Annotated in this window: 10 protein-coding genes and 1 tRNA gene; 8 read left to right on the forward strand and 3 right to left on the reverse strand. The window is 75.2% G+C overall.

Annotated elements, in window-relative coordinates; all coding sequences use genetic code 11:
- The first annotated feature begins 134 nt into the window (after positions 1-134).
- Positions 135-1,433, forward strand: coding sequence for a tetratricopeptide repeat protein (locus ACZ6AQ_RS12585; RefSeq protein ID WP_468759610.1), 1,299 nt, complete (start codon positions 135-137; stop codon positions 1,431-1,433).
- A gap of 36 nt (positions 1,434-1,469) precedes the next feature.
- Here the strand turns inward: ACZ6AQ_RS12585 and ACZ6AQ_RS12590 are convergent, their stop codons facing one another.
- Entirely contained in the window at positions 1,470-2,066 is a 597-nt protein-coding gene (locus ACZ6AQ_RS12590; protein ID WP_388690248.1) for a histidine phosphatase family protein, read from the reverse strand.
- Positions 2,067-2,299: 233 nt separating this feature from the next.
- Between ACZ6AQ_RS12590 and ACZ6AQ_RS12595 the strand changes: the two genes are divergently transcribed.
- From ACZ6AQ_RS12595 to ACZ6AQ_RS12620, 6 genes are all read left to right on the forward strand, one after another.
- Positions 2,300-3,496: a hypothetical protein gene (locus tag ACZ6AQ_RS12595; protein ID WP_468759612.1), complete on the forward strand. Its 1,197-nt coding sequence runs from the start codon at positions 2,300-2,302 to the stop codon at positions 3,494-3,496.
- 100 nt (positions 3,497-3,596) lie between these two features.
- Positions 3,597-5,186, forward strand: coding sequence for a hypothetical protein (locus ACZ6AQ_RS12600; RefSeq protein ID WP_468759613.1), 1,590 nt, complete (start codon positions 3,597-3,599; stop codon positions 5,184-5,186).
- The gene (locus ACZ6AQ_RS12605; protein WP_468759615.1) at positions 5,183-6,520 is read left to right on the forward strand and encodes an AAA family ATPase; all 1,338 of its coding nucleotides are present in this window, start codon (positions 5,183-5,185) and stop codon (positions 6,518-6,520) included. The genes ACZ6AQ_RS12600 and ACZ6AQ_RS12605 overlap by 4 nt, the downstream gene beginning before the upstream one ends.
- Positions 6,521-6,621: 101 nt before the next feature.
- On the forward strand, positions 6,622-6,978 hold the full coding sequence (locus tag ACZ6AQ_RS12610; protein WP_388690254.1) for a hypothetical protein: 357 nt from the start codon (positions 6,622-6,624) through the stop codon (positions 6,976-6,978).
- A 258-nt stretch (positions 6,979-7,236) separates the two neighbouring features.
- Positions 7,237-7,893, forward strand: coding sequence for a hypothetical protein (locus ACZ6AQ_RS12615; RefSeq protein ID WP_468759617.1), 657 nt, complete (start codon positions 7,237-7,239; stop codon positions 7,891-7,893).
- A tRNA-Lys gene (locus tag ACZ6AQ_RS12620) sits at positions 7,884-7,957 on the forward strand. The genes ACZ6AQ_RS12615 and ACZ6AQ_RS12620 overlap by 10 nt, the downstream gene beginning before the upstream one ends.
- 59 nt (positions 7,958-8,016) lie before the next feature.
- Here the strand turns inward: ACZ6AQ_RS12620 and ACZ6AQ_RS12625 are convergent.
- Positions 8,017-9,369 (reverse strand): M6 family metalloprotease domain-containing protein, encoded by a 1,353-nt coding sequence (locus ACZ6AQ_RS12625; protein ID WP_468759619.1) that lies wholly within the window; start codon positions 9,367-9,369, stop codon positions 8,017-8,019.
- Between the two features lie 324 nt (positions 9,370-9,693).
- On the opposite strand from ACZ6AQ_RS12625, the gene ACZ6AQ_RS12630 reads away from it, so the two are divergent.
- Positions 9,694-11,571 (forward strand): putative bifunctional diguanylate cyclase/phosphodiesterase, encoded by a 1,878-nt coding sequence (locus tag ACZ6AQ_RS12630; RefSeq protein WP_468759621.1) that lies wholly within the window; start codon positions 9,694-9,696, stop codon positions 11,569-11,571.
- A 143-nt stretch (positions 11,572-11,714) separates the two neighbouring features.
- Here the strand turns inward: ACZ6AQ_RS12630 and ACZ6AQ_RS12635 are convergent, their stop codons facing one another.
- Positions 11,715-13,421: a glycosyl hydrolase family 18 protein gene (locus ACZ6AQ_RS12635; RefSeq protein WP_468759623.1), complete on the reverse strand. Its 1,707-nt coding sequence runs from the start codon at positions 13,419-13,421 to the stop codon at positions 11,715-11,717.
- Positions 13,422-13,430: the final 9 nt, after the last annotated feature.

Consider the following 13,430-nt stretch of genomic DNA (forward strand, 5'->3'; position numbering starts at 1 on the left):
CGCAAAGGGTGGCGGTTCATGGCGGATCACGGGTCGGACGTCCGATTTGTTGCCAAACTCTGCGTAGGCATTCGGTCACAGCGGGTACGTTCGTGCCGCCGGACCACCCGGCAGCACCAGGAGAGGGCTCGGCCATGGCGGTGTCACGGGCAGTTCCCAACCTCGCCTTCCGCAGGCTCCGGGGACGGCGGTCGGCGGCGGAGTTCGCCGCCGCCGTCCGCCGGGCGGCGCGGGAGATCGGCGAACAGGTCGCGTGCGACGCCCGTTACATCGGACGCGTGGAGGCGGGCGAGATCCGCTGCCCGAACTACGCGTACGAGCGGGTGTTCCTGCACATGTTCCCCGGCCTCGGCCTCTCCGACCTGGGCTTCTCCGCGCGGGAGGCGGTGCGCGGCCGACGGCGGGCCGTCCCGGCCGGCGCGGCGTCCCCCGCCGGCTTCACGACCTGGAACGATGAGGAGAGCGACGTGCTGCGTCGCGCATTCATGACGAGCGGTTCCGCCGCCCTGGCGGCCGCTTCGCTGACACTCGGCGGCCCCGCCGTCGCGATCCCGGCCCCCCGGGGCGCCCACCGGATCGGCGAGACCGAGGTGCGGGCCGTCGAGGACGTCGTACGGCGCATCAGGCTGCTCGACGACCGGCACGGCGCCGACGGGCTCCACAAGGCGGCCGTCCGGCCGCTCCGGGCCGCGTACGCGCTGCTCGACGCGGGCACGGCGGCCCGCCGCTCCACCGAGGAGCGACTGCACGCGGGCGCGGGCGAACTCGCCCTCTCCGTCGGCTGGCTGGCCCACGACTCGGGCCGGCACGAGGACGCGCGCTCGCACTACGCCGAGGCCCTCGCCACCGCGCGCGTGACGGGCAGCGCGGGAAACGCGGCCCTGGAGGCGCACGCCTTCTGCAACACGTCGTTCCTGGCCCGGGACACCGGCCGGTACCGGGAGGCGCTCAGGGCCGCGCAGGCCGGGCTGCGGGTCGCCCGGCCGCTGGGGTCGGCCCGGCTGCTCTGTCTGCTGTCGCTGCGGGAGGCGGGCGCGTGGGCGGGGCTCGGCGACCGCTCCGCCTGCGAGCGGGCCCTCGGCCGCGCCCACTCCTTCTTCGACCGGGGCCCGGCCGACGACGACCCGGAGTGGATGTCCTTCTTCGGGGAGCCCGAGCGGGAGGCGCACGAGGCGCAGTGCTGGTCGCTCCTCGGCGACCGGGGCCGGGCCGTCCGGCACGCCCGCCGGGCCACGGTCCTGCAGAACCCGCACTTCGCCCGGAACCTCGCGCTCTACCGCGCCCAGCTCGCCGAGGACCTGGCGCGGGCGGGCCGCAGGGACGAGGCGGAGGCGGAGGCGGGGCTCGTACGGGAATCGCTCGACGGCGTCGCCTCGGCCCGCGTCCGCGCCCTCCTCACGGAGACGGGCCGGGTCCTGTCCGCGACGCGCTGACACCGGGCGCCGGCCCGGCGGGGTCCGCGCGGGCGGTCACCCCTCCAGGTGCCCCGTGTCGTTCCAGCGTTCGAGCGCCGGGGCGCCGTACGCCCATCCCAGGGCCGACAGGCTCGTCGGGTCGAGGCGGATGCGGGCGGCGAAGGAGACGTCCTCGCCGAGCCAGCGGGCGGCGATCGAGCGCAGGATGTGCCCGTGGGCGAAGACCAGGACGTCCCGGTCCTCGGAGCGGGCCCACTCCACGATCCCGTCGGCGCGGTCCGACAGCTGCGCCAGGGTCTCCCCCTCCGGGACGCCGTCGCGCCAGATGAACCAGTCCGGCCGGATCTCCTTGATCTGCGCCGGGGTCAGCCCCTCGTACGCCCCGTAGTCCCACTCCATCAGGGCGTCCCAGGGCTCGGCCCGGTCGCCGAAGCCCGCGAGGGCGCAGGTCTCGCTCGCCCGGACCAGGGGGCTGGTGCGCACCTCCACGCCGGGCAGGCCCTGCCAGGGCCCCCGGTGGAGGCGTTCGCCGAGCAGCTTCGCGCCGCGCCGGCCCTCTTCGAGCAGCGGGATGTCGGTCCTGCCGGTGTGCCGGCCGAGAAGTGACCACTCGGTCTGGCCGTGCCGGGCGAGCAGGATGCGCGGTGCCATGGGAAGGCTCTCCAGAGGTTCGCGGTGCGGACGGGCTCCTTCCATCATCGCCCACCCGGATCCGGGGCGGCACGCGGGCGGCCACCGGGTGCCGTCCGGCGCCCCGCCCCGGGCCGGCGGCGTCCGCGCGGCCCGCGCCGGGGGGCCGGCCGCCCGCGCGGAACGGGCGGCCGGACGCCCGGAAAGGGGGGAAGCCGCCCCGGTTGTCGGTGGCGGATGCGAGACTTCCGCGCGTGAGCGCATCCCTGGACAGCGGCCCGACACCACCGCCGCAGACGACCCGCCGGCCCGGGGCCTCCCCCGCCCCGGCGAAGCCGAGGACCCCGGGAAGGCTCGCCGAGCTGCGCGGTCCGGGCAACCCGCCGCGCCCGCTGGACGCGCGGGCGCTCGCGGCGCTCGCGGCCAACCCCGGCTGCCGGCGCCGGGCCCTGCTCGACGGCGCCGGGATCGACAAGTCCGCGCTGGCCGCGAAGCTCGGCTCCCCGGCCCCCTTCGGCCAGTCGCAGTTCGCGATCGTGCGGGGCAACTCCTTCGAGGCGAAGGTCAAGGCGGACGGCGGCCGCGAACTGCTGCGCCTGTTCGGGGTGGAGGAGCCGGGCGAGGTGTCCGTGCCCGACCTGACGGCGGCCGGGCCCTCGGGGCGGGTGGCGCGCACCGCGCTCGCGCTGCGGGAGGCGACCGGGGCCGGGACGTGGACGCTGCTCGACCACCCGCTGCTCGCCCTGGAGGTGGCGGGCTCGCCGGTCTACCTGGAGCCGGACGCGGTGGTGGTCCGTCCGGACGGGGTCTGGACGGTGGTGGAGATCAAGTCCTTCCCGACGGTCGACGGTTCGGCCGACGCGGCGAAGGTGGGCGCGGCGGCCCGCCAGGCCGCCGTGTACGTGCTCGCGCTCGAACGGGTCGCGGCGGCGGCGGAGGGCGCGCGGGTGGCGCACTCCGTGCTGCTCGTCTGCCCGAAGGACTTCTCGAACGTGCCGACGGCCTCGGTGGTCGACGTGCGCAAGCAACGCTCGGTGACCCGGCGTCAACTGGCCCGCCTCACCCGGATCGACGAGATCGCGGACGCCCTTCCGGAGGGCGTCGGCTTCGACGTGACGGAGCGTTCGGCGGAGGAGCTGACGACGGCCGTGGAGTCGGTGCCCCACCAGTACGCGCCGGAGTGCCTGGCCTCCTGCGAACTGGCCTTCCACTGCCGGTCGCGGTCGCGGGAGGCGGACGCGGTGGAGACCCTGGGCCGTTCGGTACGGGGCGAACTGGGCGGCCTGACGACGGTCGGCGCGGTCCTGGCGGCGGCGCGCGGCGAGGCCGGCGACCCGGAGGACCCGGCGGTGGCGGCGCTGCGCCGGGCGCGGGCCCTGCGCGCGGAGGCGCTGGCGCTGGCGTCGGCGTCCGCGCGCGCCTCCCGGGAGGACCCGGAATGCCCCCGCTGACCGGCGCCCCGGGCCGGACGGGACCGCCCCGCCGCCCGGGAGGGCCCCGTACCCCCCGCTCGACCGCGTGCTCCCGCCGCGCGCTCCGAAAGGCCCCGGCATGTCACTGATCTCCACACTGGCCCGGATGGAGGCCGTCGAGTCGGGCCGGGCGCAGCCGCTCGCCACCGTCCGGCACCGGCACCTCTCCGCACGCCCGCTGGTCCTGGTGCCGCTGACCACCGCCGGTGAGGCGGGCGCCCCGCTGGGCGCGCTCGTCGGCACCGACCCGGAGGAGCCGAGGCTCCTGGTGGTGCCCCAGCCCCGCGACCGCGACCTGCGGTTCTCGTTCCTCGCGGACCTGGCCGAGGCGGTCCTGCCGTACATCGACGGGTTCACGGACGCCGTGGAGCTGGTGGAGCGCAACGAGACGGACCCCGAGACCGGGAAGAAGGTGCGGGTCGAGGTCGAGCTGTGCGCGGACGCGCCGCAGCTGATCGTGCCGAGCCGGGCGGGCGTCGAGTACGTGCGGCTGCTCGGGCGCTCCACCCGGTTCCGGCGGACGGCCGAACAGGACCCGGAGACGCCGTTCCCGGCGCCGCCCCGGGTGCCGCTGCTCGGGCGCTGGCTGACGCACTACGGCGAGCGGGCCCGGGTGCCCGGTTCGTCGCTGCTGCTCGCGGCGACCGACCTGCTCAACCGGCACTGGGCGACCGGCCAGTCCTCCCTGGAGGACCAGCACCTGGGCGCGCTGCTGGCCTGGATCGACCCGGAGGACGGGGTGCCGGGGCCGGTGGGGGCGCTGCGGGCCGAGGCGGGCCGGGACGAGCGGGGGCAGCTCCTCTGCCCGCCCGCCGGGCCCGCCACCGACCCGGCCTTCGACAACCGGCTCCTGGCGCCCGCGATCGAGCGGTACGACCGGGCCCGGCAGGCGACCGGCGCGGCCGAGGACGGCGGGGCGGCCGACCGGGCCCTCGGTGAACTGGTCGCGGCCGAGCGGGAGGTACGGCGGCTCGTCGCCTCGCAGCTGAAGCCGACGTGGGAGGCGGTGTGGCGGGCGCTCGGGCTGCTGCGGGAGCTGCCGGAGGGGGCAGGGGCCGGGGACCGCTGGACCCGGGACCGCTGGTCGTTCACCGCCCACCGGGACCGGGTCGCGGCCGGTGAGCCGCCGCAGCCGCGCCGGGACGACGCGGTGACGGCGGCGCGGAAGCTGGCGGCCCGCGAGCAGGCGCAGGGGCAGTTGGAGGCGCAGGAGGCGCTGGACGACCCGCTGGTCATGGCGGGGCGGCGGCTCGCGGGCGAGGCGTTCGCGGCGGAGGTGGTGGAGGTGACGATGGCGTGGACGGAGTCGAAGCGGCCCGCGCCCCGGCCGCTCCTGACGCTCCGCACGGAGGACCGGCCGCACCTGGCCGAGCGGGTGAGGGCGTACCGCTCGCTGGACGGCAGGCCGCAGACGGCGGAGTTCGTGCGGTACGAGGAGGACGGCTCGCCGGTGTTCCGGGTCCTGGACCGGATGGGCCGGTCCAGGGAGCCCGCCGGGGGTTCGGTGCCGGAGAAGGGCGAGCGGATCGTCTGGACACTCTTCGAGCACGACCGGCGGACCGGGCCGCAGCTGCCGGACCCGGAGGAGACGCCCTGGACGCACGGCGGTCCGCCCCGGACCGACGTCGTGGAACCGCCCGACCCCGTGACCCCCGAGGACCTGCTGTGACCCGCGAACCCTTCGATCCTTCCGCCGCAGCCGGGCGGGCGACGGACGCCATCCTGGCGGACACCCTGCACGGGACCTCGCGGGGCGTGGTCGTCGACTCCCCGCCGGGCGCCGGCAAGTCCACGCTCGTCGTGCGGGCGGCCCTCGAACTGGCCGCCGCCGGGCGCCCCCTGATGGTGGTCGCGCAGACGAACGCGCAGGTGGACGATCTGGTGCTGCGGCTCGCGGAGAAGGAGCCGGAGCTCGTGGTGGGCCGGCTGCACTCCAGCGACAGCGACCCGTACGACAAGGCGCTCGACGACCTGGAGAACGTACGGAAGTCCGCGAAGGCGGGCGACCTGGCGGGGCTCCCGGTGGTGATCTCCACGGCCGCCAAGTGGGGGCACGTGAAGAACGCCGAGCCGTGGGCGCACGCGATCGTGGACGAGGCGTACCAGATGCGTTCGGACGCGCTGCTCGCGGTGGCCGGGCTCTTCGAGCGGGCGCTGTTCGTGGGCGACCCGGGGCAGCTGGACCCGTTCTCCGTGGTGGGCGCGGACCAGTGGGCGGGGCTGACGTACGACCCGTCCGCGAGCGCGGTCTCGACCCTGCTCGCGCACAATCCGGAGCTGCCGCAGCACCGGCTGCCGGTGTCGTGGCGGCTGCCCGCGTCGGCGGCGCCGCTGGTGTCGGACGCCTTCTACCCGTACACGCCGTTCCGCAGCGGCACCGGGCACGGGGACCGGAGGCTCTCCTTCGGGGTGCCGTCGGACGGGTCGGGCCCGGACCGGGTCCTGGACGAGGCGGCCGAGTCGGGCTGGGGGTTGCTGGAACTCCCGGCCCGGCACACCCCGCGCACCGATCCCGAGGCCGTCGGGGCGGTCGCCCTGGTGGTGCGGCGCCTCCTGGACCGGGACGGCGCGGCGGTCTCGGAGCGCTCGGAACACCCCGTGCCCCTGACCCCCGCCAGGATCGCGGTCGGCACCGCCCACCGCGACCAGGCGGCGGCGGTGCGGGCGGCCCTGGCGGAGCTGGGCGTGACGGGGGTGACGGTGGACACCGCGAACCGGCTCCAGGGACGCGAGTACGACGTGACGGTCGTCCTCCACCCGCTGTCCGGCCGCCCGGACGCGACCGCCTTCCACCTGGAGACGGGCCGGCTGTGCGTGCTCGCCTCCCGGCACCGGCACGCGTGCGTGGTGGTGTGCCGGGCGGGCGTGGCGGAGCTCCTGGACGAGCACCCGTCGACGGAGCCGGTGCGGCTGGGGGCGGTGGTGTCGTTCCCCGACGGCTGGGAGGCGAACCACGCGGTCCTCTCCCACCTGGAGGAACACCGGGTGGCCTGGACGCCGTGAGCCCGGGGCGCGCCGCTCCGGATTCGCGCCCTTGCGGGACGCGGGACAATGGAGGACGGCCCGGGATTCCGGGCCGCACCCGTGCGAGGAGGAGAAGGACGATGGCGGAACCCGCGGAGCGGAGCGGACAGCGGCGGCTCCGGCCGGCGCCGCTGGTCTTCGAGCCTGCCGAGGCGACCGCCGATCCGGAGCACTTCTTCGACCTGGAGTCGCTGGAGGACCCCCGGGAGCTGCTGGACCGCGCGACGGAGCTGACGCTCGCGTTCCGGGCGGCGACGGACCGGGCGACCGAGTTCCAGGCGATCGCGGCGGCCCAGCTCGCGGACCCGCGCCGCTTCGACCGCCTGTCGGTGGCGGACGTCGCCGAGCGGGCCCGGTGGACCGAGGACTACGCCCGCAAGATGATCGAGTTCGGCCGCGACCTCATCCGGGCGGAGGGACGCCCGCCGGAGGACTGAGCGGACCCGGGCGGGACGACGGCCGCACCCGGGCGGCGCGGCGCGCGGCCCCGGGCGGCGTACGGGCCCGATCGGGGCGGGGGACGCGCCGTACGGGCCGGGGCGAGGGGACGCGCGTACGGCTCGAAGTCGCGCCCCGTGACCAAAAACCGCCCCTGGCATATGCCGAGTGCGCACGATACCCCTCGGCCACCCCTCCTGTCCGGGATTTCGCGAACTCTCGGAAACCGCTCCGTCACTCCGGGTACATCTGGAGGCATGACGACGTGGCTGCGCGAAGAGACCCCGCACGACGTGTTCCGGTTCCTCCGGGACGACGACGAGGGGCGGCACCAGACCGCCCGGGTGACCGCCGACGGCGCCGCCTGGCTGGCCTCGGCCGCCGCCGGCCGGGGCGCCGCGCTCACCCACTGGGAGTCCCGGCCCGCCTCGCCCGCCACGCTGCCCTGCGGGACGGTCTTCGACGTCGTCAGCGTGGACCAGGTCTTCGGGCGCCGGATGCTGGACCGGCTGTGGGCGGAGGGCCCGGGTTCGGGGCCCGTCGCGGTCCACCGGGGCCGGATGATGCTCTTCACCGTGCCGGGCACGGCCCAGCGGCTGCCCGCCCTGCTCGACTGGGAGGCGGACGCCGCCTCCGGGCGGGACGGCCGGGGAAGGGCCGGAACGGTGCCCCGGCCGCTCTGCCACGGGCGCGGGGACGCGGTGACCGTGCCGCCGCTCGTGCCGTCCGGCACCACCGGCCCCCGCTGGCTGGTGGCCCCCGACACGCGGCACCCGTGGCTGCCCGGCCCCGAGGTCGTCCTCTGGGCCTGCGTGCGGGCCGCGCGGGCGGCCGCCGCCGCCGACGTGCGGGTATCGATTTTTCCTCCCGCCGATCCGGGTGCTAATGTCTACGACGTCAGCAGGCGCCGCTAGCTCAGTTGGTTAGAGCAGCTGACTCTTAATCAGCGGGTCCGGGGTTCGAGTCCCTGGCGGCGCACCGACGGAAGAAGCCCCTCGCGGAAGCGGGGGGCTTCTTCGTGTTCCGGCGGGGCGCGGTCAGTCCGCCTTCCCCGGGGTGATCCTGACCGTCCAGACGTCCGACGCCGTGCGGCCCGTGACCTCGATCCGGACGTCCGTGTCCGGCACGGTGAAGGTCTCGCCCTCCTCCAGCGGGGCGTCCGCGAGCGGCGGGTAGACCGAGCGGTCCCCGCACGCCTCGGTGTCGGGGTGCGCGTCCACGACCTCGACCGGCCCGTCGCCGGAGGCCGTACCGCTGCGGACCCGGTAGACGAGCACGCCCTCCGTGCAGGTCTCGGCGTCGTTCCCGGCGTCGCTGCGGGCCTCGATCGCGAGCGCGCTGTCGCGGCCGGTGCGGACGACGGCCAGCCGGGTGCCGAGCGTGCCCCCCGGTCCCCGCGGGGCGTCGGCCGGCTCCAGGCTGACCACCTCGGGGCCGGTCCCCCGGACGCAGGCCACCTGCGCGCGGGAGAGCCAGCCGAGCTTCCACTTGTGCCAGCCGAGGAGGTCCGGGGCGAGCCCGAACTGGCTGCCCATGACGTCCCAGTCGCCCACGTGGGTGTCCCAGTCGCCCCTGCCGTCCTCGGGCCGGTGGTAGAGGTCCGGCAGGTCGAAGACGTGGCCGGTCTCGTGGGCGAGGACGTTCCGGTCGGGCGGGTGCCGCTCGAAGACCGTGACGACCCGCTTGATCTCGGCGCCGTCGGCCTCCAGCGGGCGCTCCAGGTTGACGACCTTGGTCGCGTCGGAGTCCACGCCCGGCGCGTCCGGGTCCGCGACCAGGTAGACGATGTCGTACCGGGAGAAGTCCACGCTCGCGTCGGCGGCGGCGACGGCGTCCCGGAGGTACATGGCCCGCTTCCCGGTGTCCCAGTCCCGCCGTATGCCGTACGCGCCGGATTCGCGCGGCATCGGGGTCCAGACGTCCTGCGGGTGCGGGCGCAGGGTGAAGCGCCCGTAGGAGGCGCGCTCGAAGTACTCGCTGGTGCCGGGGAAGTGGTCGGCGGCGAGTTCGGCCGGCCCGGTGAGCGGCTCGGCGTCCGGGAAGGACAGGAAGATCATGACCGCGTCGAGGGTGCCCCCCGGGCGGGGGTACGAGCCGTTCCAGGTGTCGAGGCCGAGCGAGTGGTGGGCCGAGGTGCGGGACAGGGCGCACGGGACCGCGGAGGGCACGCCGACGGCGGGGCCCGTGACGAGGGTGGTGGCGGCCAGCGCGGTGAGCGAGGTGAAGACGGCCGCCCCGGCGCGCAGGCGGGGACGCCCCGTCCTTCCGGACGCTCCCGCGCCCCCGGAGGGTCCCGCGCCGCCCGGCGGCTCCGCTCCCCCGGGCGGTCCCCCTCCCCCGGGTGGCTGCTGACGCCTCACGTGGACCTCCGGATCACGAATGCGGGACACCTCACCCACCTTGTGATGATTTGCATCATTACGCACATTTCCGCTGACCCGGTCGGGTGAGGACACGCCAGGAGGTCGACGCGACACGAACACGAACAGGTTTACGGAAAGTCACATTCGATCACCCCGTCATCGACCCGCGTCAGAGCTGGACAGAAGCGGTCGGGCGGGTGGTCCGGCGGAGCGCGTCGCGGGGCCGGGCGGACCCGGGCGGCCCCGCGCGGCTGGAAGGGCCGCCCGGCCTGGCCCTATGATCGGCTCACTCTTCCTCGGCCGACCGTCCCGTCCCCTGCGACCGGCCCGACTGCACCACGGGAGCGAGCGGTGAGCGGAACCCCCGAAGGACCGGCGCGCCGGGAGCGGCCGGTGCCGCCCGGGACCGACCCCACCCTCACGGAGCGTCACGAAGAGCGCGGCGCGGCCGAACTCCACGACTACCGGGCCGCCTTCCGGATCGCCCGGCTCGCCATGGCCGTCGTCGACCAGGACGGCGTGGTCGTCGCCGCCAACGACTCCCTCGGCGCCCTCCTCGGCACCGGAGCCGCGGCGCTCCGGGAGCGGGCCGCCGCCGACCTCGTGGACCTCGCCTCGGACGGGCGCACGTGGCACGCGTACCGCGAGGTGCTCCGCGGCCGCCGCTCCCGCCTCCGCTGCACCCGGCGCCTCGTGCGGCCCGGCGGACGCCCGCTGTGGGCCGAGGTCACCGTCGCCCCCGTGCCCGGCAGCCGCCGGGTCCTGCTGTCGGTCGCGGACATCAGCGACCGGCGCGAGCTCCGGGCCCGGCTGCGCCACCTCCAGGCGCACGACCCGGTGACCCGGCTGCCCAACCGCGCGCTCTTCTTCGAGCGCCTCTCGGCGGCCCTGGACGCCACCGCCCGGCAGGACGCCGGACCGCCGCGCGAACCGCACGGGTCCCACGTGCCGTACGAACCCCACGAGCCGCACGGGCACGGCAGGACGGGCCGGATCGGTCTCTGCTACATCGACCTCGACGGCTTCAAGGCGGTCAACGACACCCTCGGCCACCGGGTCGGCGACCGGCTCCTGGCCGCCGTCGCCGAACGGCTGACGGAGTGCGCGGACGGCGACGGCCGCCCCCGGGGCGGCGGTCACCTCGTGGCGCGGCTCGGCGGGGACGAGTTCGCGATCGTGGTCGAGGACTCCACCGGCACGGAGCAGCTCGCGGACCTGGCGCGCTCGGTGCTCGAAGCGCTCCGGGCCCCCTTCGACCTGGCCGGACAGCGGCTCTCGGTGTCCGCCTCGATCGGCGTGGTCGAGCGCTCCGGGCAGGAGACGACGGCGACCGCCCTGATGCAGGCCGCGGAGACCACGCTGTACTGGGCGAAGGCCGACGGCAAGGCCCGCTGGACCCTCTTCGACCCCGAACGCAACGCCCACCGGATGACCCGGCAGGCGCTCTCCTCCACCCTGCGGCCGGCCGTGGAGCGCGGGGAGTTCGCCCTGGAGTACCAGCCCCTCGTGGACCTGTCCGACGGGGCCGTGCGCGGGGTGGAGGCGCTGGTGCGCTGGCACCACCCGCGCTTCGGCCCGCTCGCGCCGAACCGGTTCATCGGGATCGCCGAGGAGGACGGCTCCATCGTGGAGCTGGGGCGGTGGGTCCTGCGCACCGCCTGCCACCAGGCCCGGCAGTGGCAGAAGGACCATCCGCGCGAGCGCCCGCTCTTCGTGAGCGTCAACGTGGCGGTCCGGCAGGTCTGGGACTCCGACCTGGTCGCGGACGTGGCCGGCATCCTCGCGGAGACCGGCCTGGCCCCGCACCTGCTCCAGCTCGAACTGACCGAGTCCGCCGTGATGGGCTCGGCGGGCCGGCCGCTCCAGGCGCTCCGGGCGCTGAGCGACATGGGGGTGCGGATCGCGATCGACGACTTCGGCACCGGGTACTCCAACCTCGCCTATCTGAGCAGGCTGCCGGTCTCCGTGCTCAAGCTGGACGGTTCCTTCGTCCGCGGCTTCCAGGACGAGGAGCACTCCAACCCGGCGGACGAGCTGATCGTCGAGGCGCTCGTCCAGCTCGCGCACCGGCTCGGGCTCACGGTCACCGCCGAGTGCGTCGAGACCGCCGGGCAGGCCGGCCGGCTGCGGCGGATCGGCTGCGACACGGGGCAGGGCTGGCTGTACTCGCGGGCGGTGACCCCGGAGCGGATCGCGGAGCTGATCGGCGCGGAGCCGCTGCCGGTCTGAGCCGCCGTACGGGCGCCGGTCCGGGACGTGGAACCGCCCCCGGCCGGAGGGACAGTCCGGGCGGGGGCGGTGCTCGTGGGGGGACGCGGCGGCCGTGGGGAGCGGCCGGCCGGGGAGGAGCGGCGGTCGTGGGGGTCAGGCCGTCAGCAGGCGCCGAGGTCCTGCCAGACGCCCCATGCGCCGGTGGTGCCGGGGGTCTCGTTCTGGGTCCACCACTTGGCCTTGTACCTGCGGCCGTTGTGGGAGACCTCGTTGCCCGCGTTGTAGACCGTGCCGGCCGCGTACGCCGGGACCGAGCCGCAGCCGGTCGGCGGCGTCGTCGGGGGCGTGGTGGGCGGGGTGGTCGGGGGCGTCGTCGGCGGCGTCGTGGGAGGCGTCGTCGGCGGGGTGGTGGGCGGCGTGGTGGCGGTGCCGAGCGCGGTGTTGATCTGCTTCAGGAGGGTGGCGTTCTCGTCCAGGCCGAGCAGGGAGTACATCATCGCGCCGGCCAGGCCGCGCTGCTTGCCGTAGTCGACCCGGGCCTGGACGGACTTCTGGTTCAGGCCGGTGAAGAACTCGCCGTCCTTGTAGAAGTACGAGGACTTCGACCGGTCGTCCCAGAAGGTGGTCGCCGGGTTGTCGACGATGCCGCCCAGCTCCTTGTAGTGCGCGATGCCGGCCTGCTGGCTGAGCGGGCGGGGGTTGGAGCCGCCGGTCGCGGTCTGCGCGAGGCCGTTGGTGGTCCCGGCCGGGACGCCCTTCCAGCCGCGGTAGTAGAACTCGTAGCCCAGCGTCAGCTTGCCGGCCGGGAAGCCGCCCGCGATGCCGTAGGCCGGGTTGCCGTCGATCCAGGAGTCGAGGGCGGAGTCGATCGTGTACTTCTCGGTGCCCGGCGCGATCGGGTCGGTCGGGTCGTCCGGGGAGGGGTACAGCGGGGACTGGTGGTACGTCGGCCCGTCGCCGTCCCAGGCGCCGTGCATGTCGTACGTCATGATGTTCGCGTAGTCGAGGTACGCGCCGATCTTGTCCGTCTCGATGTACTTGATCTTGTCCTGGCCGGCCGGGAGGGCCGCGGTCAGCAGGTACTTCTTGCCGCCGTTGGCCTTGCCGTGCTCGTCGAGCTGCTTGCGGAACTCGGCGAGGAGGAGCGTGAAGTTCTGCTTGTCCTCGGGGCCGTAGTGGTTGCCCAGGTGGCCGCCGGAGGAGCCGGGGTACTCCCAGTCGATGTCGATGCCGTCGAAGATGCCGGCCGCCGAGCCCGGACCGCCGAAGCCGCCCTCGACCGGCAGGTTGCCCTTGATGTACTGGTCGATGCAGGAGGAGACGAGCTTCTTGCGGCTCGCGTCCGTCTTCGCGGCGTCGTGGAAGTACTTGGAGTAGGTCCAGCCGCCGAGCGAGATGTTGATCTTCAGGTGGGGGTACTTCGCCTTCAGCTCCTTGAACTGGTTGAAGACGCCCACGATCGGCTGGTTCCACGTGTCGGCGACGCCGTCGACGCTGTCCGCCGCGCCGAAGGACTTCTGGTAGTCGGCGAACGAGTCGCCCGCGCCGTCACCCGCGTTGGGGTTGTTGTCGTCCCCCGCGGCCTTGTTGGCCTCGAAACAGGTGAGGTCGGTGGGGTGGATGTTGCCGAACGAGTAGTTGATGACGTCCAGCCGGCTCGCGATGCCCCGGGTGTCGAGGTGCTTGGGATAGAACGCGTTGCCGTAGACGCTCCACTGGTCGTAGTACGCGATGCGCACGTCGCCCGTGGAGGCGGCGGTCGGCGTACCGGCCGCCCGGGCGGGGCCGGTGCCGGCGGTGGCGGTGAGCGCGCCTGCGGCGAGGGCCGAGCCCAGGAGCGCGGCGATCAGTGACTTGCGGGGGTGCACGTGCGGCCT

This window comes from Streptomyces sp. NPDC041191 (genome assembly GCF_055591945.1).

Bases quoted from the DNA above. Each gene is read 5' to 3' on its own strand.
- ACZ6AQ_RS12585 (WP_468759610.1), top strand. From the start codon at position 135: ATGGCGGTGTCACGGGCAGTTCCCAACCTCGCCTTCCGCAGGCTCCGG.
- ACZ6AQ_RS12590 (WP_388690248.1), bottom strand. From the start codon at position 2,066: ATGGCACCGCGCATCCTGCTCGCCCGGCACGGCCAGACCGAGTGGTCA.
- ACZ6AQ_RS12600 (WP_468759613.1), top strand. From the start codon at position 3,597: ATGTCACTGATCTCCACACTGGCCCGGATGGAGGCCGTCGAGTCGGGC.
- ACZ6AQ_RS12610 (WP_388690254.1), top strand. From the start codon at position 6,622: ATGGCGGAACCCGCGGAGCGGAGCGGACAGCGGCGGCTCCGGCCGGCG.
- ACZ6AQ_RS12615 (WP_468759617.1), top strand. From the start codon at position 7,237: ATGACGACGTGGCTGCGCGAAGAGACCCCGCACGACGTGTTCCGGTTC.